The organism is Arthrobacter woluwensis (genome assembly GCF_900105345.1).
GTDB lineage: Bacteria > Actinomycetota > Actinomycetes > Actinomycetales > Micrococcaceae > Arthrobacter_E > Arthrobacter_E woluwensis.
The window spans coordinates 1-24956 of record NZ_FNSN01000007.1 but is presented as its reverse complement, the minus strand read 5'-3'; the positions used below and the strand labels follow the sequence as shown (position 1 = coordinate 24956).

Annotated in this window: 16 protein-coding genes, 7 rRNA genes and 3 pseudogenes; 5 read left to right on the top strand and 21 right to left on the bottom strand. The window is 61.2% G+C overall.

Translation table 11 applies throughout. The features are described 5' to 3' along the window. Positions 1-348: 348 nt before the first annotated feature. Positions 349-582 carry a class I SAM-dependent methyltransferase gene (locus BLV63_RS19180; protein ID WP_367888724.1) on the bottom strand — a complete coding sequence of 78 codons (234 nt, stop codon included), beginning with the start codon at positions 580-582 and terminating at the stop codon, positions 349-351. On the opposite strand from BLV63_RS19180, the gene BLV63_RS18735 reads away from it, so the two are divergent. Continuing rightward, positions 503-733, top strand: coding sequence for a hypothetical protein (locus BLV63_RS18735; protein WP_175533616.1), 231 nt, complete (start codon positions 503-505; stop codon positions 731-733). The genes BLV63_RS19180 and BLV63_RS18735 overlap by 80 nt on opposite strands. Positions 734-950: 217 nt before the next feature. Here BLV63_RS18735 and BLV63_RS17750 read toward each other — a convergent pair. Together BLV63_RS17750 and BLV63_RS17745 are read right to left on the bottom strand one after the other, a co-directional pair. Further along, positions 951-1234 (bottom strand): annotated as a pseudogene (locus tag BLV63_RS17750) (HU family DNA-binding protein). 194 nt (positions 1235-1428) lie between these two features. Further along, positions 1429-2204 (bottom strand): annotated as a pseudogene (locus BLV63_RS17745) (3-hydroxyacyl-CoA dehydrogenase family protein). 1166 nt (positions 2205-3370) lie between these two features. Between BLV63_RS17745 and BLV63_RS17735 the strand changes: the two are divergent. Beyond that, positions 3371-4267: a phosphotransferase gene (locus tag BLV63_RS17735; RefSeq protein WP_254780426.1), complete on the top strand. Its 897-nt coding sequence runs from the start codon at positions 3371-3373 to the stop codon at positions 4265-4267. Between the two features lie 127 nt (positions 4268-4394). Here BLV63_RS17735 and rrf (BLV63_RS17730) read toward each other — a convergent pair. The 7 genes from rrf (BLV63_RS17730) to BLV63_RS17700 form a co-directional block, all read right to left on the bottom strand. Next, positions 4395-4511 (bottom strand): 5S ribosomal RNA (gene rrf / locus BLV63_RS17730). Between the two features lie 222 nt (positions 4512-4733). Then, positions 4734-7860: ribosomal RNA gene (locus BLV63_RS17725) — 23S ribosomal RNA — on the bottom strand. Positions 7861-8389: 529 nt separating this feature from the next. After that, positions 8390-9914 (bottom strand): 16S ribosomal RNA (locus BLV63_RS17720). The 16S, 23S and 5S rRNA genes sit together here, the layout of an rRNA operon. Before the next feature lie 414 nt (positions 9915-10328). After that, positions 10329-10961, bottom strand: coding sequence for a class I SAM-dependent methyltransferase (locus tag BLV63_RS17715; protein ID WP_066217546.1), 633 nt, complete (start codon positions 10959-10961; stop codon positions 10329-10331). Positions 10962-11056: 95 nt separating this feature from the next. Further along, a complete protein-coding gene (locus tag BLV63_RS17710) occupies positions 11057-11341 on the bottom strand; it encodes an HU family DNA-binding protein (protein WP_066217548.1) in 285 nt (94 codons plus the stop codon). 196 nt (positions 11342-11537) lie between these two features. Then, positions 11538-12404 (bottom strand): 3-hydroxyacyl-CoA dehydrogenase family protein, encoded by an 867-nt coding sequence (locus BLV63_RS17705; RefSeq protein WP_066217551.1) that lies wholly within the window; start codon positions 12402-12404, stop codon positions 11538-11540. Positions 12405-12413: 9 nt separating this feature from the next. Then, positions 12414-13352 (bottom strand): SMP-30/gluconolactonase/LRE family protein, encoded by a 939-nt coding sequence (locus tag BLV63_RS17700; RefSeq protein ID WP_066217553.1) that lies wholly within the window; start codon positions 13350-13352, stop codon positions 12414-12416. 132 nt (positions 13353-13484) lie between these two features. On the opposite strand from BLV63_RS17700, the gene BLV63_RS17695 reads away from it, so the two are divergent. Continuing rightward, positions 13485-14381, top strand: a complete 897-nt coding sequence (locus BLV63_RS17695) for a phosphotransferase (RefSeq protein WP_254780426.1) — start codon at positions 13485-13487, stop codon at positions 14379-14381. Positions 14382-14508: 127 nt separating this feature from the next. Here BLV63_RS17695 and rrf (BLV63_RS17690) read toward each other — a convergent pair. From rrf (BLV63_RS17690) to BLV63_RS18845, 10 genes and pseudogenes are all read right to left on the bottom strand, one after another. After that, positions 14509-14625, bottom strand: a 5S ribosomal RNA gene (gene rrf, locus BLV63_RS17690). A gap of 222 nt (positions 14626-14847) precedes the next feature. Continuing rightward, positions 14848-17974: ribosomal RNA gene (locus BLV63_RS17685) — 23S ribosomal RNA — on the bottom strand. 529 nt (positions 17975-18503) lie between these two features. After that, positions 18504-20028: ribosomal RNA gene (locus BLV63_RS17680) — 16S ribosomal RNA — on the bottom strand. 599 nt (positions 20029-20627) lie between these two features. Then, a complete protein-coding gene (locus tag BLV63_RS17675) occupies positions 20628-21008 on the bottom strand; it encodes a class I SAM-dependent methyltransferase (protein ID WP_074784708.1) in 381 nt (126 codons plus the stop codon). 149 nt (positions 21009-21157) lie between these two features. Beyond that, positions 21158-21433, bottom strand: a pseudogene (locus BLV63_RS17670) (HU family DNA-binding protein); the annotation flags it as partial. Positions 21434-21636: 203 nt separating this feature from the next. After that, positions 21637-21696: a hypothetical protein gene (locus tag BLV63_RS19175; RefSeq protein WP_367888723.1), complete on the bottom strand. Its 60-nt coding sequence runs from the start codon at positions 21694-21696 to the stop codon at positions 21637-21639. Positions 21697-21700: 4 nt separating this feature from the next. Beyond that, entirely contained in the window at positions 21701-22063 is a 363-nt protein-coding gene (locus BLV63_RS18860; RefSeq protein WP_217640494.1) for a 3-hydroxyacyl-CoA dehydrogenase family protein, read from the bottom strand. After that, a complete protein-coding gene (locus BLV63_RS18855; RefSeq protein WP_217640493.1) occupies positions 22033-22503 on the bottom strand; it encodes a 3-hydroxyacyl-CoA dehydrogenase NAD-binding domain-containing protein in 471 nt (156 codons plus the stop codon). Before BLV63_RS18855 ends, BLV63_RS18860 begins: the two co-directional genes overlap by 31 nt. A 35-nt stretch (positions 22504-22538) precedes the next feature. Next, a complete protein-coding gene (locus BLV63_RS18850; protein WP_217640492.1) occupies positions 22539-22823 on the bottom strand; it encodes a hypothetical protein in 285 nt (94 codons plus the stop codon). 217 nt (positions 22824-23040) lie between these two features. Beyond that, positions 23041-23295 (bottom strand): hypothetical protein, encoded by a 255-nt coding sequence (locus BLV63_RS18845; protein ID WP_217640491.1) that lies wholly within the window; start codon positions 23293-23295, stop codon positions 23041-23043. A gap of 282 nt (positions 23296-23577) precedes the next feature. Between BLV63_RS18845 and BLV63_RS19000 the strand changes: the two genes are divergently transcribed. Further along, on the top strand, positions 23578-23991 hold the full coding sequence (locus BLV63_RS19000; RefSeq protein WP_254780634.1) for a protein kinase family protein: 414 nt from the start codon (positions 23578-23580) through the stop codon (positions 23989-23991). Next, on the top strand, positions 23877-24473 hold the full coding sequence (locus BLV63_RS17655; RefSeq protein ID WP_367888722.1) for a phosphotransferase: 597 nt from the start codon (positions 23877-23879) through the stop codon (positions 24471-24473). The genes BLV63_RS19000 and BLV63_RS17655 overlap by 115 nt, the downstream gene beginning before the upstream one ends. Positions 24474-24602: 129 nt before the next feature. On the opposite strand, the gene rrf (BLV63_RS17650) is transcribed toward BLV63_RS17655, so the two are convergent. Continuing rightward, positions 24603-24718, bottom strand: a 5S ribosomal RNA gene (gene rrf, locus BLV63_RS17650). Positions 24719-24956 lie beyond the last annotated feature (238 nt).

Below are 24956 nucleotides of genomic sequence, written 5' to 3'. Positions count from 1 at the left end.
AATCCTAACCCATCAGCTTTCCCTTTCGCAAATCCGCTCCCCGGCGGATAAACCATCCAACCAGAATTCGAATTCACAAAACAAACACCAAAGGCACCACAAAAAAGCACCCGAAAATGGTGAATGAATCAAAGGAATGAGAATCGAAGACCGCACAGAACCAGCACAACCGGCCGGCAACCCGATCTACTCTACACACTTCTGGAGGACTCCGCAAGCCCTGCCCAGACGGTGCCTCAGGCACCCTGACGGCCTCGCAATGACCCAGTGCCCGTGCGTTCCGCTGGCGCCCCGTACCGTGGCGCCCCTCGGCCTGAACCCGCGAGGACCAGCTGTTCCTCGACCCATTCACCGGCCACGACCACGCCGGCGCCACCTGATGCGCAAAGGGCAGCGGTTCGTCACCTTCACCGCGAAGAAGCCGATCAGGATTCTTCCTCCGGGAGCGAGCACACGATGCACCTCGGCGAGGACAGCGCGCACGTCCACAGGATCGAGATGAATGAGCGAGAACCATGCCAGCACCCCGCCACGAGCCGTCCTCGACGGGAGCCTGCGGACATCGGCCGACTGGAAGGACAGGGCGGTACAGGCGTCGTGCGTGCTCCAGGAACTCCGCCGAGAGATCGACGCCCGCGACCTCCACCCCTCGCCGCGCCAGGGCCGCAGTCCAGTGCCCGTCCGCAGCCGGCGTCGAGCACAGGACCGTCGCACGTCGCGGCCCACGCCGTGATCGTCTCCAGATCCGAGGGTCCGCGAGCTCCTCGTCCCGAAGAGCTCGATGTACAGGCCGGCCACCGCGTCATAGGACGCCGCGACGACCTCACCGTCGGTTCGTGCTTCGTTTCTCCGCATCGCGCTTTCCTCCTCCGTGACGACGTCACCAGGTGCCCGGGCTTAAACAGCTGAGGGCACCGGCGGATGCCGGTGCCCTCAGGAAGCGAAGGAGCTTACTTCTTGGAAGCAGCAGCCTTCAGCTTGGAGCTGCGGTCAGCTTGACGCTGTGGCCGGCCGGGATCTGAATGGTCTCGCCGGTCTGCGGGTTGCGGCCGGTGCGAGCAGCACGGTCGGTGCGCTCAACGGCGAGCCAGCCCGGGATGGTGATCTTCTCGCCGGCGGCGACGGAAGCTTCGAAAACCTCGAACAGGGCATCCAGCACGTTGTTGACGGAAGCCTGGCTGACGTCAGCCTTCTTGGCAACTTCGGCGACGACGTCGCTACGGTTCTTAGCCATGGGTGTCCTCCTGGACGTATCGACTACTTGGAATTACCACGCGGTTCGCGCGGGAACCACTGTTCTGAAACTTACCAGTCCTGACGGCCCAGAGTCGCAAATCCCGCGTGTTTTCGGTGTTTTTTGCTCGATCTCACCCGGTTCCGGTCCAAATCAGACACATCCGGGCGTGGGGACCCCCGTCCGGCGGTGTCTCAGGAGTCGTAGCGGTAGAAGCCCTCGCCGGTCTTGCGGCCCAGTTTGCCCGCCTCCACGTACTCACGCAGGAGGGTCCGCGGCCCTCCGCCAGGTGCGGGTTCTCCTGCGCGTAGTGCTCCTCGATGTCGAGGACCACGTCCAGACCCACTCCGTCCATCATCTGGAACGGGCCCACGGGCATGTGCCAGTTGAGCCGGAACATCGCGTCCACATCCTCGGGGCGGGCCACGCCCTCGGCCACCACGGCGAGGGATTCGCGCTTGATCGCGGCCCATACCCGGTTGAAGATGAACCCCGTGCTCTCCTTGCGGGCCTCGAACGGGTGCACGTCGAACTCCGGCAGCACCCTCAGAAGGGTGTCGAGCACGGCACGGTCGGTCTCGCCGTCGGACATCACGTCGGCCGCATTGGACGCGGGTGGCATGTAGAAGTGCAGATTGCAGAATCGCGACTTGTCCCGGATCCGCTCATCCATCAGACGTGAGGCGTACGAGGAGGAGTTCGTGGCGAAGATCGCGTCGTCCGGCGCGAGCCGGTCCACTTCTCCCCAGAGCGGAATTTTGATCTCGAGTCGTTCCGGAACCGCTTCGATGACCAGCCAGGCGTCCTCGAGCGCGTCCGCCAGGCCGTTGGCGGCCACGACGGTGCCCGCTTCACCGGAGCCGCGTTCGGACAGGACTCCGGGCAGGGTCTCGGCGACGTACTGCACGGCGGCTTCCGCCACTGCCTGCTGGGGATCGGAGATCCGGACGGTTCCGCCGCGGGAAGCCATCATCAAGGCGATCCTGCGGCCCAGGGTGCCCCGCCGATGACCGTGACGGGACGGTTGCGGATCTGATCGAAAGTGAAGTCGTATGCCATGAGTGGTCCTCAGTCCTGCTGTTCGTGAGTGCTGTTCAGGCCGGCCAGGCCTGAGAGTGGGGTGCCGAGATCCGCGACCACGCGCGGCGCGGCTGCCTCCCCGGCGGGGTGGAGCTCGACGGCGACGATGCGACCGCCCAGCTCGGAGACGTACGCGACGCCCGCGTCGCCGTCGATCGCCAGGCCGATAGCCTCTCGGAAGCCCCGCGCGAGGATCTCGGCTCGGCGCCCTTCGCTCCGGGCGCCGGCAACGGCGCCCGGTTGAGGGTGTTGCCGGCCGGTTCGGCGCCGCGGTCGGTCCAGTAGAGGAATCCGTCATGGATCTCCAGGTCGATCGGTTCCGGCAGGTCCTGCCAGAGAAGCTCGAGGTCGCTGCGCGACCGGACGTCCTCGCCCTCCGCCAGAGTGAGGCCCGCACGGAAAATCCGGCCGTGTCCACCCTTCGCGGGCCCTTCTGGGTCCAGTACAAGGAACCGGCTTCCACATCGACCGCCACCCCGACGCACTCCTGGTCCTTGGACCCGTCCGGCGCGTTGATCACCAGGTCCTGCAGATCCGAACCGTCGGTGCGGGCAGAGGAGATCCGGCATCCCTCGCGATCGCTCCAGTAGAGGCGACCCGCGCCGTCGGCGCACAGCTGCTTGCCGGTGGTGATCCCACCGGGCTCGACGACGGCGAAAGAACGTCCGTCCGCCAGTGCGGCCCCACTGATCCCACCATTGCGGCTGCCGTAGTCGAGGCCTTCCTCGCCGCTGAGGCCCGGGACCACCGATGGAACGCCCATGGTCGTCCAATACACGGTGTCTCCGTCGATCGCGATGCCGTCCGGACAGGGACCGGCCTCCTTCACGAAGGTGGAGAAGGTTTCCTGGCGGGGACGGACGTGAGAGGAATCCTGATGACGTCTCCCGCCGCGAGGCGTAGGACGAGGAGCGAGTCGAACATGTCGACCTCCATCACTAGTTGCGCTATGCACCATAGCTTACGCCTCTTTTGTTGCGCAGTGCAACAGTTGAGAGGGCGGACGTATCGTGGTTGGCTGACGAAGGGAGGCCGCTCCCGCCGCGTTGAGGAGGGATGTCCGTGATGATGCATGAGAACCAGCTCGTCCTCAGCGAGGAGGACGCCGCGTTCCTCATCGCCCAGCGGTTTCCGGAGTATCGCGGTCACGTCATTCGCCGGCTCGACACCTCCGGGACGGTCAACGCGATCTTCCGCGTCGGAGAGGAGGCGGCAGCCCGCTTCCCGCTGCTGGCTCATGATGTGAACGGCCCTGACCCGACGCCGGCGCATGAGGCGAGTGCCATGGAGGAGTTCCTCCAGGCGTCGCCCTTCCCCGGTCCACGCCCTCTCGGCATCGCGGAACCGTCGGTGACCTGCCCCAGCGGGTGGAGCCTGCAGAGCTGGCTCCCGGGCGTCACCCCCTCGCCGCACAGCCATGAGAGCTCGGACGGCTTCGCCGAAGACCTCGCGGATCTCATCACCGCGCTGAGACTCCACTCCACCGGCGGGAGAACCTTCGCCGGGACGGGACGAGGCGGTGTCCTGCAAGAACACGACGGATGGGTCGAAGAATGCCTCCGGCAGAGCCACGGATTGCTGGACGTCGGGCCGCTCAGGAAGCTATGGGAGCACTTCCGTACCCTGTCGCCGGCCGGCGCCGACGTGATGAACCACGGGGACCTGATTCCGGCGAATATTCTGGTCGACGGCGAACGCCTGAGCGGAGTCCTCGACACCGGCGGATTCGGCCCGGCCGATCCCGCACTCGACCTGGTCGCTGCCTGGCACCTGCTGGATGAACGACGACGCCGGCGCTTACGTGAGCGGCTCGGCGTCGGCGACGAGGAGTGGGAGCGAGGAGCGGGCTGGGCTTTCGAGCAGGCGATCGGCCTCGTCTGGTACTACCGGGAGTCGAATCCGTCGATGGCCGAGCTCGGTCGGTCCACGTTGGGGCGGCTTGTGGGGTGGTAGTTGGTGGCGTGCTGGGATGCCGGTTAAAGGCGAACAGCCCCCGTGCTCGTGTTGGTGGTGGGGGCTGTTTTGTTGGTGGTGCAGTGATGGCCCGGGCGTCGTTGCTCGGGCCATCCTGGGTGGTTGTGTCCGGCGGTGTCCTACTCTCCCACACCCTCGCGAGTGCAGTACCATCGGCGCTGTGGGTCTTAGCTTCCGGGTTCGGAATGGGACCGGGCGTTTCCCCCACGCTATGACCGCCGTAACTCTTTCAAACTCCCCACCAGGGGGTGGGGGTTGGTTTGTAAGGGTCACTGGATCGTTTCCGTGACACGCAACACCAACCAGTGGATCCCTTGTGGGGGTGGTGGTGTTGCTTATTCAATTATCTGGTTCCCTCGGGTCAAACTGGTGGGTTTGTTGTTTGGGGACCGCATGGTGGACGCGTAGCACAGTTCTTTCACCCACACCCGGGGGGGTGTGGTGTGTGGTCAGGTTGTCGGCTTATTAGTACCGGTCAGCTTCACAGGTCGTTAGTCCCTGCTTCCACGTCCGGCCTATCAACCCAGTGGTCTGCTGGGAGCCTCTCGACCCCGAAGGGTCATGGAAATCTTATCTTGAAGCGGGCTTCCCGCTTAGATGCTTTCAGCGGTTATCCCATCCGAACGTAGCCAATCAGCGGTGCACTTGGCAGTACAACTGACACACCAGAGGTTCGTCCGTCCCGGTCCTCTCGTACTAAGGACAGCCCTTCTCAAATTTCCTGCGCGCGCAGCGGATAGGGACCGAACTGTCTCACGACGTTCTAAACCCAGCTCGCGTACCGCTTTAATGGGCGAACAGCCCAACCCTTGGGACCTACTCCAGCCCCAGGATGCGACGAGCCGACATCGAGGTGCCAAACCATGCCGTCGATATGGACTCTTGGGCAAGATCAGCCTGTTATCCCCGAGGTACCTTTTATCCGTTGAGCGACGGCCATTCCACAATGTACCGCCGGATCACTAGTCCCGACTTTCGTCCCTGCTCGAGATGTCTCTCTCACAGTCAAGCTCCCTTGTGCACTTACACTCGACACCTGATTGCCAACCAGGCTGAGGGAACCTTTGGGCGCCTCCGTTACTTTTTAGGAGGCAACCGCCCCAGTTAAACTACCCATCAGGCACTGTCCCTGACCCAGATCATGGGCCGAAGTTAGATGTCCAAAGTGACCAGAGTGGTATTTCAACGATGACTCCACGAACACTGGCGTGTCCGCTTCACAGTCTCCCACCTATCCTACACAAGCCACTCCGAACACCAATACCAAACTATAGTAAAGGTCTCGGGGTCTTTCCGTCCTGCTGCGCGTAACGAGCATCTTTACTCGTAGTGCAATTTCGCCGAGTTCATGGTTGAGACAGTAGGGAAGTCGTTACTCCATTCGTGCAGGTCGGAACTTACCCGACAAGGAATTTCGCTACCTTAGGATGGTTATAGTTACCACCGCCGTTTACTGGGGCTTAAATTCCCGGCTTCACACCAAAGTGTTGACCGGTCCTCTTAACCTTCCAGCACCGGGCAGGAGTCAGTCCGTATACATCGTCTTGCGACTTCGCACGGACCTGTGTTTTTAGTAAACAGTCGCTTCCCCCTGGTCTCTGCGGCCCTTATCCGCTCCGAGGAGCAAGTCCTCTTCACAGTCCGGGCCCCCCTTCTCCCGAAGTTACGGGGGCATTTTGCCGAGTTCCTTAACCATGATTCTCTCGATCGCCTTAGTATTCTCTACCTGATCACCTGTGTCGGTTTCGGGTACGGGCGGCTGGAACCTCGCGTCGATGCTTTTCTCGGCAGCATAGGATCACTGAATCCCCCACAAGGTGGGGTCCCATCACGTCTCAGCCTTCATGTTCCCCGGATTTGCCTAGGGAACGGCCTACCTGCTTAGACCGGGACTACCATCGCCCGGCTCAGCTACCTTCCTGCGTCACACCTGTTAATACGCTTACCTCCCCCGATCAGTTCCCAGCCTCACCACACACCACTTGCCCGAAGGCTCCTGGAGGCGGATTGGGTGGTTAGTATCCCGGGCTCAGTATGGGCGGTTCTTCGCCGGTACGGGAATATCAACCCGTTGTCCATCGACTACGCCTGTCGGCCTCGCCTTAGGTCCCGACTCACCCAGGGCAGATTAGCTTGACCCTGGAACCCTTGATCATCCGGCGGACGGGTTTCTCACCCGTCTTTCGCTACTCATGCCTGCATTCTCACTCGTGTGGTCTCCACCACTGGTTTACACCGCGGCTTCACCGTCCACACGACGCTCCCCTACCACTCCAGACGACTGAACCACGAAGGCTTGTCTACTATCTGAAATCCACGACTTCGGCGGTGTACTTGAGCCCCGCTACATTGTCGGCGCGGAATCACTTGACCAGTGAGCTATTACGCACTCTTTCAAGGGTGGCTGCTTCTAAGCCAACCTCCTGGTTGTCTAAGCAACTCCACATCCTTTCCCACTTAGCACACGCTTAGGGGCCTTAGTCGGTGGTCTGGGCTGTTTCCCTCTCGACCATGAAGCTTATCCCCCACGGTCTCACTGCTGCGCTCTCACTTACCGGCATTCGGAGTTTGGCTGACGTCAGTAACCTTGTAGGGCCCATCGGCCATCCAGTAGCTCTACCTCCGGCAAGAAACACGCAACGCTGCACCTAAATGCATTTCGGGGAGAACCAGCTATCACGAAGTTTGATTGGCCTTTCACCCCTACCCACAGCTCATCCCCTCCATTTTCAACTGAAGTGGGTTCGGTCCTCCACGACGTCTTACCGTCGCTTCAACCTGGCCATGGGTAGATCACTTCGCTTCGGGTCTAGATCACGCCACTCAAACGCCCTATTCAGACTCGCTTTCGCTACGGCTTCCCCACACGGGTTAACCTCGCGACGTAACACTAACTCGCAGGCTCATTCTTCAAAAGGCACGCCATCACAGGTACAAGCCTGCTCTGACGGATTGTAGGCACACGGTTTCAGGTACTATTTCACTCCCCTCCCGGGGTACTTTTCACCTTTCCCTCACGGTACTGGTCCGCTATCGGTCATTAGGTAGTATTTAGGCTTATCAGGTGGTCCTGACAGATTCACACGGGATTTCTCGGGCCCCGTGCTACTCGGGAATCATCCCTCGAGCGGTGCATCAACGCGACAATTACGGGACTCTCACCCTCTATGGTCGACCATCCCAGGCCGTTCATCTACGCCAGCACATTCACACCCGACCAGGTCAGTGACCCTGGTACGGAACAACCCCACAACCCCGACCATGCAACGCCCACTGGCTATCACACATGGACCGGTTTAGCCTGATCCGCTTTCGCTCGCCACTACTCACGGAATCACATGTTGTTTTCTCTTCCTGCGGGTACTGAGATGTTTCACTTCCCCGCGTTCCCTCCACACAGCCTATGCGTTCAGCTGCGGGTGACTACCCATAACAGGCAGCCGGGTTTCCCCATTCGGACATCCTGGGATCAAAGTTCGGTTATCAACTCCCCCAGGCTTTTCGCAGATTCCCACGTCCTTCATCGGCTCCTAATGCCAAGGCATTCACCGTGCGCCCTTAAAAACTTGGCCACACAAAAACCAAGACAAACACCACAACCCACACAACCCCCAAAAGGAGGCCACCCAGGCCATGACGCTCGCCTTATAAGATGCTCGCGTCCACTATGCAGTTCTCAAACAACAACCCCACACCCCCATCCAACACACCCAACCGGGCACGCCTTCCAGAAGCAGGGCAACCAAACGAAACAACAACCACCACACACCCCCAAAGGAGACATGCGACGGGCCTGTTGCTTCAGGACCCAACAGTGTGTCAACAACCCCTGCACCACCACAACACCACACCCGTTCCAACCAACCGTCACCGGCCGGCGTACTAAAACGCAGCATCACAGCACCCGTACAGGAACCGCACCCCCAGCCGGCAAGCCCCCTTGTTTCACAGGAACCCACCAACCATCACGAGGATGTGTTTTTTCGATATTCCACCCATGAGCACCACACCCCAGGAACGAACGCCCTGGCAGGCGGGTTCTACACTCAACCACCACCACAACCCATGCAGGAAGCGGCCATGATCTCGTTTGCTCCTTAGAAAGGAGGTGATCCAGCCGCACCTTCCGGTACGGCTACCTTGTTACGACTTAGTCCCAATCGCCAGTCCCACCTTCGACAGCTCCCTCCCACAAGGGGTTAGGCCACCGGCTTCGGGTGTTACCAACTTTCGTGACTTGACGGGCGGTGTGTACAAGGCCCGGGAACGTATTCACCGCAGCGTTGCTGATCTGCGATTACTAGCGACTCCAACTTCATGGGGTCGAGTTGCAGACCCCAATCCGAACTGAGACCGGCTTTTTGGGATTAGCTCCACCTCACAGTATCGCAACCCTTTGTACCGGCCATTGTAGCATGCGTGAAGCCCAAGACATAAGGGGCATGATGATTTGACGTCGTCCCCACCTTCCTCCGAGTTGACCCCGGCAGTCTCCCATGAGTCCCCGCCATTACGCGCTGGCAACATGGAACGAGGGTTGCGCTCGTTGCGGGACTTAACCCAACATCTCACGACACGAGCTGACGACAACCATGCACCACCTGTGAACCAGCCCCGAAGGGAAACACCATCTCTGATGCGATCCAGTCCATGTCAAGCCTTGGTAAGGTTCTTCGCGTTGCATCGAATTAATCCGCATGCTCCGCCGCTTGTGCGGGCCCCCGTCAATTCCTTTGAGTTTTAGCCTTGCGGCCGTACTCCCCAGGCGGGGCACTTAATGCGTTAGCTACGGCGCGGAAAACGTGGAATGTCCCCCACACCTAGTGCCCAACGTTTACGGCATGGACTACCAGGGTATCTAATCCTGTTCGCTCCCCATGCTTTCGCTCCTCAGCGTCAGTTAATGCCCAGAGACCTGCCTTCGCCATCGGTGTTCCTCCTGATATCTGCGCATTTCACCGCTACACCAGGAATTCCAGTCTCCCCTACATCACTCAAGTCTGCCCGTACCCACTGCAGAACCAGGGTTGAGCCCTGGCCTTTCACAGCAGACGCGACAAACCGCCTACGAGCTCTTTACGCCCAATAATTCCGGATAACGCTTGCGCCCTACGTATTACCGCGGCTGCTGGCACGTAGTTAGCCGGCGCTTCTTCTGCAGGTACCGTCACTTTCGCTTCTTCCCTACTGAAAGAGGTTTACAACCCGAAGGCCGTCATCCCTCACGCGGCGTCGCTGCATCAGGCTTTCGCCCATTGTGCAATATTCCCCACTGCTGCCTCCCGTAGGAGTCTGGGCCGTGTCTCAGTCCCAGTGTGGCCGGTCACCCTCTCAGGCCGGCTACCCGTCGTCGCCTTGGTGAGCCATTACCTCACCAACAAGCTGATAGGCCGCGAGTCCATCCAAAACCACAAAAGCTTTCCACCACCAACCCATGCGGGCAATGGTCGTATCCGGTATTAGACCCAGTTTCCCAGGCTTATCCCAGAGTCAAGGGCAGGTTACTCACGTGTTACTCACCCGTTCGCCACTAATCCACCCAGCAAGCTAGGCTTCATCGTTCGACTTGCATGTGTTAAGCACGCCGCCAGCGTTCATCCTGAGCCAGGATCAAACTCTCCAAAAAGAAATTCAAAACCCAGCAAACACCAATCCACCACAGGGGCGGTGAAATCAGTGATTACCAAAAAAACATTGGTATCAAAAAAACATGACACACTATTGAGTTCTCAAACAACAGACTGCTCTGCGATACTCACCGGAGCAATTCCTCCAGGCTTTCCCGCCGCAACCCTTCAATCCTAACCCATCAGCTTTCCCTTTCGCAAATCCGCTCCCCGGCCGGATAAACCATCCAACCAGAATTCGAATTCACAAAAACAAACACCAAAGGCACCACAAAAAAGCACCCGAAAATGGTGAATGAAATCAAAGGAATGAGAATCGAAGACCGCCACCAGAACCAGCACAACCGGCCCGGCAACCCGATCTACTCTACACACTTCTGGAGGACTCCGCAAGCCCTGCCCCAGACGGTGCCTCAGGGCACCCTGACGGCCTCGCAATGACCCAGTGCCCGCTGCGTTCCGCTGGCGCCCCGTACCGTGGCGCCCCTCGGCCTGAACCCCGCGAGGACCAGCTGTTCCTCGACCCATTCACCCGGCCACGACCACGCCGGCGCCACCTGATGCGCAAAGGGCAGCGGTTCGTCACCTTCACCCGCGAAGAAGCCGATCAGGATTCTTCCTCCGGGAGCGAGCACACGATGCACCTCGGCGAGGACAGCGCGCACGTCCACAGGATCGAGATGAATGAGCGAGAACCATGCCAGCACCCCCGCCCACGAGCCGTCCCTCGACGGGAGCCTGCGGACATCGGCCGACTGGAAGGACAGGGCCGGGTACAGGCGTCGTGCGTGCTCCAGGAACTCCGCCGAGAGATCGACGCCCGCGACCTCCACCCCTCGCCGCGCCAGGGCCGCAGTCCAGTGCCCCGGTCCGCAGCCGGCGTCGAGCACAGGACCGTCGCACGTCGCGGCCCACGCCGTGATCGTCTCCAGATCCCGAGGGTCCGCGAGCTCCTCGTCCCCGAAGAGCTCGATGTACAGGCCGGCCACCGCGTCATAGGACGCCGCGACGACCTCACCGTCGGTTCGTGCTTCGTTTCTCCGCATCGCGCTTTCCTCCTCCGTGACGACGTCACCAGGTGCCCGGGCTTAAACAGCTGAGGGCACCGGCGGATGCCGGTGCCCTCAGGAAGCGAAGGAGCTTACTTCTTGGAAGCAGCAGCCTTCAGCTTGGAGCCTGCGGTCAGCTTGACGCTGTGGCCGGCCGGGATCTGAATGGTCTCGCCGGTCTGCGGGTTGCGGCCGGTGCGAGCAGCACGGTCGGTGCGCTCAACGGCGAGCCAGCCCGGGATGGTGATCTTCTCGCCGGCGGCGACGGAAGCTTCGAAAACCTCGAACAGGGCATCCAGCACGTTGTTGACGGAAGCCTGGCTGACGTCAGCCTTCTTGGCAACTTCGGCGACGACGTCGCTACGGTTCTTAGCCATGGGTGTCCTCCTGGACGTATCGACTACTTGGAATTACCACGCGGTTCGCGCGGGAACCACTGTTCTGAAACTTACCAGTCCTGACGGCCCAGAGTCGCAAATCCCGCGTGTTTTCGGTGTTTTTTGCTCGATCTCACCCGGTTTCCGGTCCAAATCAGACACATCCGGGCGTGGGGGACCCCCGTCCGGCGGTGTCTCAGGAGTCGTAGCGGTAGAAGCCCTCGCCGGTCTTGCGGCCCAGTTTGCCCGCCTCCACGTACTCACGCAGGAGGGTCCGCGGCCCCTCCGCCAGGTGCGGGTTCTCCTGCGCGTAGTGCTCCTCGATGTCGAGGACCACGTCCAGACCCACTCCGTCCATCATCTGGAACGGGCCCACGGGCATGTGCCAGTTGAGCCGGAACATCGCGTCCACATCCTCGGGGCGGGCCACGCCCTCGGCCACCACGGCGAGGGATTCGCGCTTGATCGCGGCCCATACCCGGTTGAAGATGAACCCCGTGCTCTCCTTGCGGGCCTCGAACGGGTGCACGTCGAACTCCGGCAGCACCCTCAGAAGGGTGTCGAGCACGGCACGGTCGGTCTCGCCGTCGGACATCACGTCGGCCGCATTGGACGCGGGTGGCATGTAGAAGTGCAGATTGCAGAATCGCGACTTGTCCCGGATCCGCTCATCCATCAGACGTGAGGCGTACGAGGAGGAGTTCGTGGCGAAGATCGCGTCGTCCGGCGCGAGCCGGTCCACTTCTCCCCAGAGCGGAATTTTGATCTCGAGTCGTTCCGGAACCGCTTCGATGACCAGCCAGGCGTCCTCGAGCGCGTCCGCCAGGCCGTTGGCGGCCACGACGGTGCCCGCTTCACCGGAGCCGCGTTCGGACAGGACTCCGGGCAGGGTCTCGGCGACGTACTGCACGGCGGCTTCCGCCACTGCCTGCTGGGGATCGGAGATCCGGACGGTTCCGCCGCGGGAAGCCATCATCAAGGCGATCCTGCGGCCCAGGGTGCCCCCGCCGATGACCGTGACGGGACGGTTGCGGATCTGATCGAAAGTGAAGTCGTATGCCATGAGTGGTCCTCAGTCCTGCTGTTCGTGAGTGCTGTTCAGGCCGGCCAGGCCTGAGAGTGGGGTGCCGAGATCCGCGACCACGCGCGGCGCGGCTGCCTCCCCGGCGGGGTGGAGCTCGACGGCGACGATGCGACCGCCCAGCTCGGAGACGTACGCGACGCCCGCGTCGCCGTCGATCGCCAGGCCGATAGCCTCTCGGAAGCCCCGCGCGAGGATCTCGGGCTCGGCGCCCTTCGCTCCGGGCGCCGGCAACGGCGCCCGGTTGAGGGTGTTGCCGGCCGGTTCGGCGCCGCGGTCGGTCCAGTAGAGGAATCCGTCATGGATCTCCAGGTCGATCGGTTCCGGCAGGTCCTGCCAGAGAAGCTCGAGGTCGCTGCGCGACCGGACGTCCTCGCCCTCCGCCAGAGTGAGGCCCGCACGGAAAATCCGGCCGTGTCCACCCTTCGCGGGGCCCTTCTGGGTCCAGTACAAGGAACCGGCTTCCACATCGACCGCCACCCCGACGCACTCCTGGTCCTTGGACCCGTCCGGCGCGTTGATCACCAGGTCCTGCAGATCCGAACCGTCGGTGCGGGCAGAGGAGATCCGGCATCCCTCGCGATCGCTCCAGTAGAGGCGACCCGCGCCGTCGGCGCACAGCTGCTTGCCGGTGGTGATCCCACCGGGCTCGACGACGGCGAAAGAACGTCCGTCCGCCAGTGCGGCCCCACTGATCCCACCATTGCGGCTGCCGTAGTCGAGGCCTTCCTCGCCGCTGAGGCCCGGGACCACCGATGGAACGCCCATGGTCGTCCAATACACGGTGTCTCCGTCGATCGCGATGCCGTCCGGACAGGGACCGGCCTCCTTCACGAAGGTGGAGAAGGTTTCCTGGCCGGGGACGGACGTGAGAGGAATCCTGATGACGTCTCCCGCCGCGAGGCGTAGGACGAGGAGCGAGTCGAACATGTCGACCTCCATCACTAGTTGCGCTATGCACCATAGCTTACGCCTCTTTTGTTGCGCAGTGCAACAGTTGAGAGGGCGGACGTATCGTGGTTGGCTGACGAAGGGAGGCCGCTCCCGCCGCGTTGAGGAGGGATGTCCGTGATGATGCATGAGAACCAGCTCGTCCTCAGCGAGGAGGACGCCGCGTTCCTCATCGCCCAGCGGTTTCCGGAGTATCGCGGTCACGTCATTCGCCGGCTCGACACCTCCGGGACGGTCAACGCGATCTTCCGCGTCGGAGAGGAGGCGGCAGCCCGCTTCCCGCTGCTGGCTCATGATGTGAACGGCCCTGACCCGACGCCGGCGCATGAGGCGAGTGCCATGGAGGAGTTCCTCCAGGCGTCGCCCTTCCCCGGTCCACGCCCTCTCGGCATCGCGGAACCGTCGGTGACCTGCCCCAGCGGGTGGAGCCTGCAGAGCTGGCTCCCGGGCGTCACCCCCTCGCCGCACAGCCATGAGAGCTCGGACGGCTTCGCCGAAGACCTCGCGGATCTCATCACCGCGCTGAGACTCCACTCCACCGGCGGGAGAACCTTCGCCGGGACGGGACGAGGCGGTGTCCTGCAAGAACACGACGGATGGGTCGAAGAATGCCTCCGGCAGAGCCACGGATTGCTGGACGTCGGGCCGCTCAGGAAGCTATGGGAGCACTTCCGTACCCTGTCGCCGGCCGGCGCCGACGTGATGAACCACGGGGACCTGATTCCGGCGAATATTCTGGTCGACGGCGAACGCCTGAGCGGAGTCCTCGACACCGGCGGATTCGGCCCGGCCGATCCCGCACTCGACCTGGTCGCTGCCTGGCACCTGCTGGATGAACGACGACGCCGGCGCTTACGTGAGCGGCTCGGCGTCGGCGACGAGGAGTGGGAGCGAGGAGCGGGCTGGGCTTTCGAGCAGGCGATCGGCCTCGTCTGGTACTACCGGGAGTCGAATCCGTCGATGGCCGAGCTCGGTCGGTCCACGTTGGGGCGGCTTGTGGGGTGGTAGTTGGTGGCGTGCTGGGATGCCGGTTAAAGGCGAACAGCCCCCGTGCTCGTGTTGGTGGTGGGGGCTGTTTTGTTGGTGGTGCAGTGATGGCCCGGGCGTCGTTGCTCGGGCCATCCTGGGTGGTTGTGTCCGGCGGTGTCCTACTCTCCCACACCCTCGCGAGTGCAGTACCATCGGCGCTGTGGGTCTTAGCTTCCGGGTTCGGAATGGGACCGGGCGTTTCCCCCACGCTATGACCGCCGTAACTCTTTCAAACTCCCCACCAGGGGGTGGGGGTTGGTTTGTAAGGGTCACTGGATCGTTTCCGTGACACGCAACACCAACCAGTGGATCCCTTGTGGGGGTGGTGGTGTTGCTTATTCAATTATCTGGTTCCCTCGGGTCAAACTGGTGGGTTTGTTGTTTGGGGACCGCATGGTGGACGCGTAGCACAGTTCTTTCACCCACACCCGGGGGGGTGTGGTGTGTGGTCAGGTTGTCGGCTTATTAGTACCGGTCAGCTTCACAGGTCGTTAGTCCCTGCTTCCACGTCCGGCCTATCAACCCAGTGGTCTGCTGGGAGCCTCTCGACCCCGAAGGGTCATGGAAATCTTATCTTGAAGCGGGCTTCCCGCTTAGATGCTTTCAGCGGTTATCCCATCCGAACGTAGCCAATCAGCGGTGCACTTGGCAGTACAACTGACACACCAGAGGTTCGTCCGTCCCGGTCCTCTCGTACTAAGGACAGCCCTTCTCAAATTTCCTGCGCGCGCAGCGGATAGGGACCGAACTGTCTCACGACGTTCTAAACCCAGCTCGCGTACCGCTTTAATGGGCGAACAGCCCAACCCTTGGGACCTACTCCAGCCCCAGGATGCGACGAGCCGACATCGAGGTGCCAAACCATGCCGTCGATATGGACTCTTGGGCAAGATCAGCCTGTTATCCCCGAGGTACCTTTTATCCGTTGAGCGACGGCCATTCCACAATGTACCGCCGGATCACTAGTCCCGACTTTCGTCCCTGCTCGAGATGTCTCTCTCACAGTCAAGCTCCCTTGTGCACTTACACTCGACACCTGATTGCCAACCAGGCTGAGGGAACCTTTGGGCGCCTCCGTTACTTTTTAGGAGGCAACCGCCCCAGTTAAACTACCCATCAGGCACTGTCCCTGACCCAGATCATGGGCCGAAGTTAGATGTCCAAAGTGACCAGAGTGGTATTTCAACGATGACTCCACGAACACTGGCGTGTCCGCTTCACAGTCTCCCACCTATCCTACACAAGCCACTCCGAACACCAATACCAAACTATAGTAAAGGTCTCGGGGTCTTTCCGTCCTGCTGCGCGTAACGAGCATCTTTACTCGTAGTGCAATTTCGCCGAGTTCATGGTTGAGACAGTAGGGAAGTCGTTACTCCATTCGTGCAGGTCGGAACTTACCCGACAAGGAATTTCGCTACCTTAGGATGGTTATAGTTACCACCGCCGTTTACTGGGGCTTAAATTCCCGGCTTCACACCAAAGTGTTGACCGGTCCTCTTAACCTTCCAGCACCGGGCAGGAGTCAGTCCGTATACATCGTCTTGCGACTTCGCACGGACCTGTGTTTTTAGTAAACAGTCGCTTCCCCCTGGTCTCTGCGGCCCTTATCCGCTCCGAGGAGCAAGTCCTCTTCACAGTCCGGGCCCCCCTTCTCCCGAAGTTACGGGGGCATTTTGCCGAGTTCCTTAACCATGATTCTCTCGATCGCCTTAGTATTCTCTACCTGATCACCTGTGTCGGTTTCGGGTACGGGCGGCTGGAACCTCGCGTCGATGCTTTTCTCGGCAGCATAGGATCACTGAATCCCCCACAAGGTGGGGTCCCATCACGTCTCAGCCTTCATGTTCCCCGGATTTGCCTAGGGAACGGCCTACCTGCTTAGACCGGGACTACCATCGCCCGGCTCAGCTACCTTCCTGCGTCACACCTGTTAATACGCTTACCTCCCCCGATCAGTTCCCAGCCTCACCACACACCACTTGCCCGAAGGCTCCTGGAGGCGGATTGGGTGGTTAGTATCCCGGGCTCAGTATGGGCGGTTCTTCGCCGGTACGGGAATATCAACCCGTTGTCCATCGACTACGCCTGTCGGCCTCGCCTTAGGTCCCGACTCACCCAGGGCAGATTAGCTTGACCCTGGAACCCTTGATCATCCGGCGGACGGGTTTCTCACCCGTCTTTCGCTACTCATGCCTGCATTCTCACTCGTGTGGTCTCCACCACTGGTTTACACCGCGGCTTCACCGTCCACACGACGCTCCCCTACCACTCCAGACGACTGAACCACGAAGGCTTGTCTACTATCTGAAATCCACGACTTCGGCGGTGTACTTGAGCCCCGCTACATTGTCGGCGCGGAATCACTTGACCAGTGAGCTATTACGCACTCTTTCAAGGGTGGCTGCTTCTAAGCCAACCTCCTGGTTGTCTAAGCAACTCCACATCCTTTCCCACTTAGCACACGCTTAGGGGCCTTAGTCGGTGGTCTGGGCTGTTTCCCTCTCGACCATGAAGCTTATCCCCCACGGTCTCACTGCTGCGCTCTCACTTACCGGCATTCGGAGTTTGGCTGACGTCAGTAACCTTGTAGGGCCCATCGGCCATCCAGTAGCTCTACCTCCGGCAAGAAACACGCAACGCTGCACCTAAATGCATTTCGGGGAGAACCAGCTATCACGAAGTTTGATTGGCCTTTCACCCCTACCCACAGCTCATCCCCTCCATTTTCAACTGAAGTGGGTTCGGTCCTCCACGACGTCTTACCGTCGCTTCAACCTGGCCATGGGTAGATCACTTCGCTTCGGGTCTAGATCACGCCACTCAAACGCCCTATTCAGACTCGCTTTCGCTACGGCTTCCCCACACGGGTTAACCTCGCGACGTAACACTAACTCGCAGGCTCATTCTTCAAAAGGCACGCCATCACAGGTACAAGCCTGCTCTGACGGATTGTAGGCACACGGTTTCAGGTACTATTTCACTCCCCTCCCGGGGTACTTTTCACCTTTCCCTCACGGTACTGGTCCGCTATCGGTCATTAGGTAGTATTTAGGCTTATCAGGTGGTCCTGACAGATTCACACGGGATTTCTCGGGCCCCGTGCTACTCGGGAATCATCCCTCGAGCGGTGCATCAACGCGACAATTACGGGACTCTCACCCTCTATGGTCGACCATCCCAGGCCGTTCATCTACGCCAGCACATTCACACCCGACCAGGTCAGTGACCCTGGTACGGAACAACCCCACAACCCCGACCATGCAACGCCCACTGGCTATCACACATGGACCGGTTTAGCCTGATCCGCTTTCGCTCGCCACTACTCACGGAATCACATGTTGTTTTCTCTTCCTGCGGGTACTGAGATGTTTCACTTCCCCGCGTTCCCTCCACACAGCCTATGCGTTCAGCTGCGGGTGACTACCCATAACAGGCAGCCGGGTTTCCCCATTCGGACATCCTGGGATCAAAGTTCGGTTATCAACTCCCCCAGGCTTTTCGCAGATTCCCACGTCCTTCATCGGCTCCTAATGCCAAGGCATTCACCGTGCGCCCTTAAAAACTTGGCCACACAAAAACCAAGACAAACACCACAACCCACACAACCCCCAAAAGGAGGCCACCCAGGCCATGACGCTCGCCTTATAAGATGCTCGCGTCCACTATGCAGTTCTCAAACAACAACCCCACACCCCCATCCAACACACCCAACCGGGCACGCCTTCCAGAAGCAGGGCAACCAAACGAAACAACAACCACCACACACCCCCAAAGGAGACATGCGACGGGCCTGTTGCTTCAGGACCCAACAGTGTGTCAACAACCCCTGCACCACCACAACACCACACCCGTTCCAACCAACCGTCACCGGCCGGCGTACTAAAACGCAGCATCACAGCACCCGTACAGGAACCGCACCCCCAGCCGGCAAGCCCCCTTGTTTCACAGGAACCCACCAACCATCACGAGGATGTGTTTTTTCGATATTCCACCCATGAGCACCACACCCCAGGAACGAACGCCCTGGCAGGCGGGTTCTACACTCAACCACCACCACAACCCATGCAGGAAGCGGCCATGATCTCGTTTGCTCCTTAGAAAGGAGGTGATCCAGCCGCACCTTCCGGTACGGCTACCTTGTTACGACTTAGTCCCAATCGCCAGTCCCACCTTCGACAGCTCCCTCCCACAAGGGGTTAGGCCACCGGCTTCGGGTGTTACCAACTTTCGTGACTTGACGGGCGGTGTGTACAAGGCCCGGGAACGTATTCACCGCAGCGTTGCTGATCTGCGATTACTAGCGACTCCAACTTCATGGGGTCGAGTTGCAGACCCCAATCCGAACTGAGACCGGCTTTTTGGGATTAGCTCCACCTCACAGTATCGCAACCCTTTGTACCGGCCATTGTAGCATGCGTGAAGCCCAAGACATAAGGGGCATGATGATTTGACGTCGTCCCCACCTTCCTCCGAGTTGACCCCGGCAGTCTCCCATGAGTCCCCGCCATTACGCGCTGGCAACATGGAACGAGGGTTGCGCTCGTTGCGGGACTTAACCCAACATCTCACGACACGAGCTGACGACAACCATGCACCACCTGTGAACCAGCCCCGAAGGGAAACACCATCTCTGATGCGATCCAGTCCATGTCAAGCCTTGGTAAGGTTCTTCGCGTTGCATCGAATTAATCCGCATGCTCCGCCGCTTGTGCGGGCCCCCGTCAATTCCTTTGAGTTTTAGCCTTGCGGCCGTACTCCCCAGGCGGGGCACTTAATGCGTTAGCTACGGCGCGGAAAACGTGGAATGTCCCCCACACCTAGTGCCCAACGTTTACGGCATGGACTACCAGGGTATCTAATCCTGTTCGCTCCCCATGCTTTCGCTCCTCAGCGTCAGTTAATGCCCAGAGACCTGCCTTCGCCATCGGTGTTCCTCCTGATATCTGCGCATTTCACCGCTACACCAGGAATTCCAGTCTCCCCTACATCACTCAAGTCTGCCCGTACCCACTGCAGAACCAGGGTTGAGCCCTGGCCTTTCACAGCAGACGCGACAAACCGCCTACGAGCTCTTTACGCCCAATAATTCCGGATAACGCTTGCGCCCTACGTATTACCGCGGCTGCTGGCACGTAGTTAGCCGGCGCTTCTTCTGCAGGTACCGTCACTTTCGCTTCTTCCCTACTGAAAGAGGTTTACAACCCGAAGGCCGTCATCCCTCACGCGGCGTCGCTGCATCAGGCTTTCGCCCATTGTGCAATATTCCCCACTGCTGCCTCCCGTAGGAGTCTGGGCCGTGTCTCAGTCCCAGTGTGGCCGGTCACCCTCTCAGGCCGGCTACCCGTCGTCGCCTTGGTGAGCCATTACCTCACCAACAAGCTGATAGGCCGCGAGTCCATCCAAAACCACAAAAGCTTTCCACCACCAACCCATGCGGGCAATGGTCGTATCCGGTATTAGACCCAGTTTCCCAGGCTTATCCCAGAGTCAAGGGCAGGTTACTCACGTGTTACTCACCCGTTCGCCACTAATCCACCCAGCAAGCTAGGCTTCATCGTTCGACTTGCATGTGTTAAGCACGCCGCCAGCGTTCATCCTGAGCCAGGATCAAACTCTCCAAAAAGAAATTCAAAACCCAGCAAACACAATCCACCACAGGGGCGGTGAAATCAGTGATTACCAAAAAAACATTGGTATCAAAAAAAATGACACTATTGAGTTCTCAAACAACAGACTGCTCTGCGATACTCACCGGAGCAATTCCTCCAGGCTTTCCCGCCGCAACCCTTCAATCCTAACCCATCAGCTTTCCCTTTCGCAAATCCGCTCCCCGGCCGGATAAACATCCAACCAGAATTCGAATTCACAAAAACAAACACCAAAGGCACCACAAAAAAGCACCCGAAAATGGTGAATGAAATCAAAGGAATGAGAATCGAAGACCGCCACCAGAACCAGCACAACCGGCCCGGCAACCCGATCTACTCTACACACTTCTGGAGGACTCCGCAAGCCTGCCCCAGACGGTGCCTCAGGGCACCCTGACGGCCTCGCAATGACCCAGTGCCGCTGCGTTCCGCTGGCCCCGTACCGTGGCGCCCCTCGGCCTGAACCCCGCGAGGACCAGCTGTTCCTCGACCCATTCACCCGGCCACGACCACGCCGGCGCCACCTGATGCGCAAAGGGCAGCGGTTCGTCACCTTCACCCGCGAAGAAGCCGATCAGGATTCTTCCTCCGGGAGCGAGCACACGATGCACCTCGGCGAGGACAGCGCGCACGTCCACAGGATCGAGATGATGAGCGAGAACCATGCCAGCACCCCCGCCCACGAGCCGTCCCTCGACGGGAGCCTGCGGACATCGGCCGACTGGAAGGACAGGGCCGGGTACAGGCGTCGTGCGTGCTCCAGGAACTCCGCCGAGAGATCGACGCCCGCGACCTCCACCCCTCGCCGCGCCAGGGCCGCAGTCCAGTGCCCCGGTCCGCAGCCGGCGTCGAGCACAGGACCGTCGCACGTCGCGGCCCACGCCGTGATCGTCTCCAGATCCCGAGGGTCCGCGAGCTCCTCGTCCCCGAAGAGCTCGATGTACAGGCCGGCCACCGCGTCATAGGACGCCGCGACGACCTCACGTCGGTTCGTGCTTCGTTTTCCGCATCGCGCTTTCCTCTCCGTGACGACGTCACCAGGTGCCCGGGCTTAAACAGCTGAGGGCACCGGCGGATGCCGGTGCCCTCAGGAAGCGAAGGAGCTTACTTCTTGGAAGCAGCAGCCTTCAGCTTGGAGCCTGCGGTCAGCTTGACGCTGTGGCCGGCCGGGATCTGAATGGTCTCGCCGGTCTGCGGGTTGCGGCCGGTGCGAGCAGCACGGTCGGTGCGCTCAACGGCGAGCCAGCCCGGGATGGTGATCTTCTCGCCGGCGGCGACGGAAGCTTCGAAAACCTCGAACAGGGCATCCAGCACGTTGTTGACGGAAGCCTGGCTGACGTCAGCCTTCTTGGCAACTTCGGCGACGACGTCGCTACGGTTTTAGCCATGGGTGTCCTCCTGGACGTATCGACTACTTGGAATTACCACGCGGTTCGCGCGGGAACCACTGTTCTGAAACTTACCAGTCCTGACGGCCCAGAGTCGCAAATCCCGCGTGTTTTCGGTGTTTTTGCTCGATCTCACCCGGTTTCCGGTCCAAATCAGACACATCCGGGCGTGGGGGACCCCCGTCCGGCGGTGTCTCAGGAGTCGTAGCGGTAGAAGCCCTCGCCGGTCTTGCGGCCCAGTTTGCCCGCCTCCACGTACTCACGCAGGAGGGTCCGCGGCCCCTCCGCCAGGTGGGTTCTCCTGCGCGTAGTGCTCCTCGATGTCGAGGACCACGTCCAGACCCACTCCGTCCATCATCTGGAACGGGCCCACGGGCATGTGCCAGTTGAGCCGGAACATCGCGTCCACATCCTCGGGGCGGGCCACGCCCTCGGCCACCACGGCGAGGGATTCGCGCTTGATCGCGGCCCATACCCGGTTGAAGATGAACCCCGTGCTCTCCTTGCGGGCCTCGAACGGGTGCACGTCGAACTCCGGCAGCACCCTCAGAAGGGTGTCGAGCACGGCACGGTCGGTCTCGCCGTCGGACATCACGTCGGCCGCATTGGACGCGGGTGGCATGTGTAGAAGTGCAGATTGCAGAATCGCGACTTGTCCCGGATCCGCTCATCCATCAGACGTGAGGCGTACGAGGAGGAGTTCGTGGCGAAGATCGCGTCGTCCGGCGCGAGCCGGTCCACTTCTCCCCAGAGCGGAATTTTGATCTCGAGTCGTTCCGGAACCGCTTCGATGACCAGCCAGGCGTCCTCGAGCGCGTCCGCCAGGCCGTTGGCGGCCACGACGGTGCCCGCTTCACCGGAGCCGCGTTCGGACAGGACTCCGGGCAGGGTCTCGGCGACGTACTGCACGGCGGCTTCCGCCACTGCCTGCTGGGGATCGGAGATCCGGACGGTTCCGCCGCGGGAAGCCATCATCAAGGCGATCCTGCGGCCCAGGGTGCCCCCGCCGATGACCGTGACGGGACGGTTGCGGATCTGATCGAAAGTGAAGTCGTATGCCATGAGTGGTCCTCAGTCCTGCTGTTCGTGAGTGCTGTTCAGGCCGGCCAGGCTGAGAGTGGGGTGCCGAGATCCGCGACCACGCGCGGCGCGGCTGCCTCCCCGGCGGGGTGGAGCTCGACGGCGACGATGCGACCGCCCAGCTCGGAGACGTACGCGACGCCCGCGTCGCCGTCGATCGCCAGGCCGATAGCCTCTCGGAAGCCCCGCGCGAGGATCTCGGGCTCGGCGCCCTTCGCTCCGGGCGCCGGCAACGGGCGCCGGTTGAGGGGTGTTGCCGGCCGGTTCGGCGCCGCGGTCGGTCCAGTAGAGGAATCCGTCATGGATCTCCAGGTCGATCGGTTCCGGCAGGTCCTGCCAGAGAAGCTCGAGGTCGCGCGCGACCGGACGTCCTCGCCCTCCCCAGAGTGAGGCCCGCACGGAAAATCCGGCCGTGTCCACCCTTCGCGGGGCCCTTCTGGGTCCAGTACAAGGAACCGGCTTCCACATCGACCGCCACCCCGACGCACTCCTGGTCCTTGGACCCGTCCGGCGCGTTGATCACCAGGTCCTGCAGATCCGAACCGTCGGTGCGGGCAGAGGAGATCCGGCATCCTCGCGATCGCTCCAGTAGAGGCGACCCGCGCCGTCGGCGCACAGCTGCTTGCCGGTGGTGATCCCACCGGGCTCGACGACGGCGAAAGAACGTCCGTCCGCCAGTGCGGCCCCACTGATCCCACCATTGCGGCTGCCGTAGTCGAGGCCTTCCTCGCCGCTGAGGCCCGGGACACCGATGGAACGCCCATGGTCGTCCAATACACGGTGTCTCCGTCGATCGCGATGCCGTCCGGACAGGGACCGGCCTCCTTCACGAAGGTGGAGAAGGTTTCCTGGCCGGGGACGGACGTGAGAGGAATCCTGATGACGTCTCCCGCCGCGAGGCGTAGGACGAGGAGCGAGTCGAACATGTCGACCTCCATCACTAGTTGCGCTATGCACCATAGCTTACGCCTCTTTTGTTGCGCAGTGCAACAGTTGAGAGGGCGGACGTATCGTGGTTGGCTGACGAAGGAGGCCGCTCCCGCGCGTTGAGGAGGGATGTCCGTGATGATGCATGAGAACCAGCTCGTCCTCAGCGAGGAGGACGCCGCGTTCCTCATCGCCCAGCGGTTTCCGGAGTATCGCGGTCACGTCATTCGCCGGCTCGACACCTCCGGGACGGTCAACGCGATCTTCCGCGTCGGAGAGGAGGCGGCAGCCCGCTTCCCGCTGCTGGCTCATGATGTGAACGGCCCTGACCCGACGCCGGCGCATGAGGCGAGTGCCATGGAGGAGTTCCTCCAGGCGTCGCCCTTCCCCGGTCCACGCCCTCTCGGCATCGCGGAACCGTCGGTGACCTGCCCAGCGGGTGGAGCCTGCAGAGCTGGCTCCCGGGCGTCACCCCCTCGCCGCACAGCCATGAGAGCTCGGACGGCTTCGCCGAAGACCTCGCGGATCTCATCACCGCGCTGAGACTCCACTCCACCGGCGGGAGAACCTTCGCCGGGACGGGACGAGGCGGTGTCCTGCAAGAACACGACGGATGGGTCGAAGAATGCCTCCGGCAGAGCCACGGATTGCTGGACGTCGGGCCGCTCAGGAAGCTATGGGAGCACTTCCGTACCCTGTCGCCGGCCGGCGCCGACGTGATGAACCACGGGGACCTGATTCCGGCGAATATTCTGGTCGACGGCGAACGCCTGAGCGGAGTCCTCGACACCGGCGGATTCGGCCCGGCCGATCCCGCACTCGACCTGGTCGCTGCCTGGCACCTGCTGGATGAACGACGACGCCGGCGCTTACGTGAGCGGCTCGGCGTCGGCGACGAGGAGTGGGAGCGAGGAGCGGGCTGGGCTTTCGAGCAGGCGATCGGCCTCGTCTGGTACTACCGGGAGTCGAATCCGTCGATGGCCGAGCTCGGTCGGTCCACGTTGGGGCGGCTTGTGGGGTGGTAGTAGTTGTGGGTGCTGGGATGCCGGTTAAAGGCGAACAGCCCCCGTGCTCGTGTTGGTGGTGGGGGCTGTTTTTGTTGGTGGTGCAGTGATGGCCCGGGCGTCGTTGCTCGGGCCATCCTGGGTGGTTGTGTCCGGCGGTGTCCTACTCTCCCACACCCTCGCGAGTGCAGTACCATCGGCGCTGGGGTCTTAGCTTCCGGGTTCGGAATGGGACCGGGCGTTTCCCCCACGCTATGACCGCCGTAACTCTTTCAAACTCCCCACCAGGGGTGGGGTTGGTTTGTAAGGGTCACTGGATCGTTTCCGTGACACGCAACACCAACCAGTGGATCCCTTGTGGGGGTGGTGGTGTTGCTTATTCATTATCTGGTTCCTCGGGTCAAACTGGTGGGTTGTTGTTTGGGACCGCATGGTGGACGCGTAGCACAGTTCTTTCACCACACCCGGGGGGTGTGGTGTGTGTCAGGTTGTCGGCTTATTAGT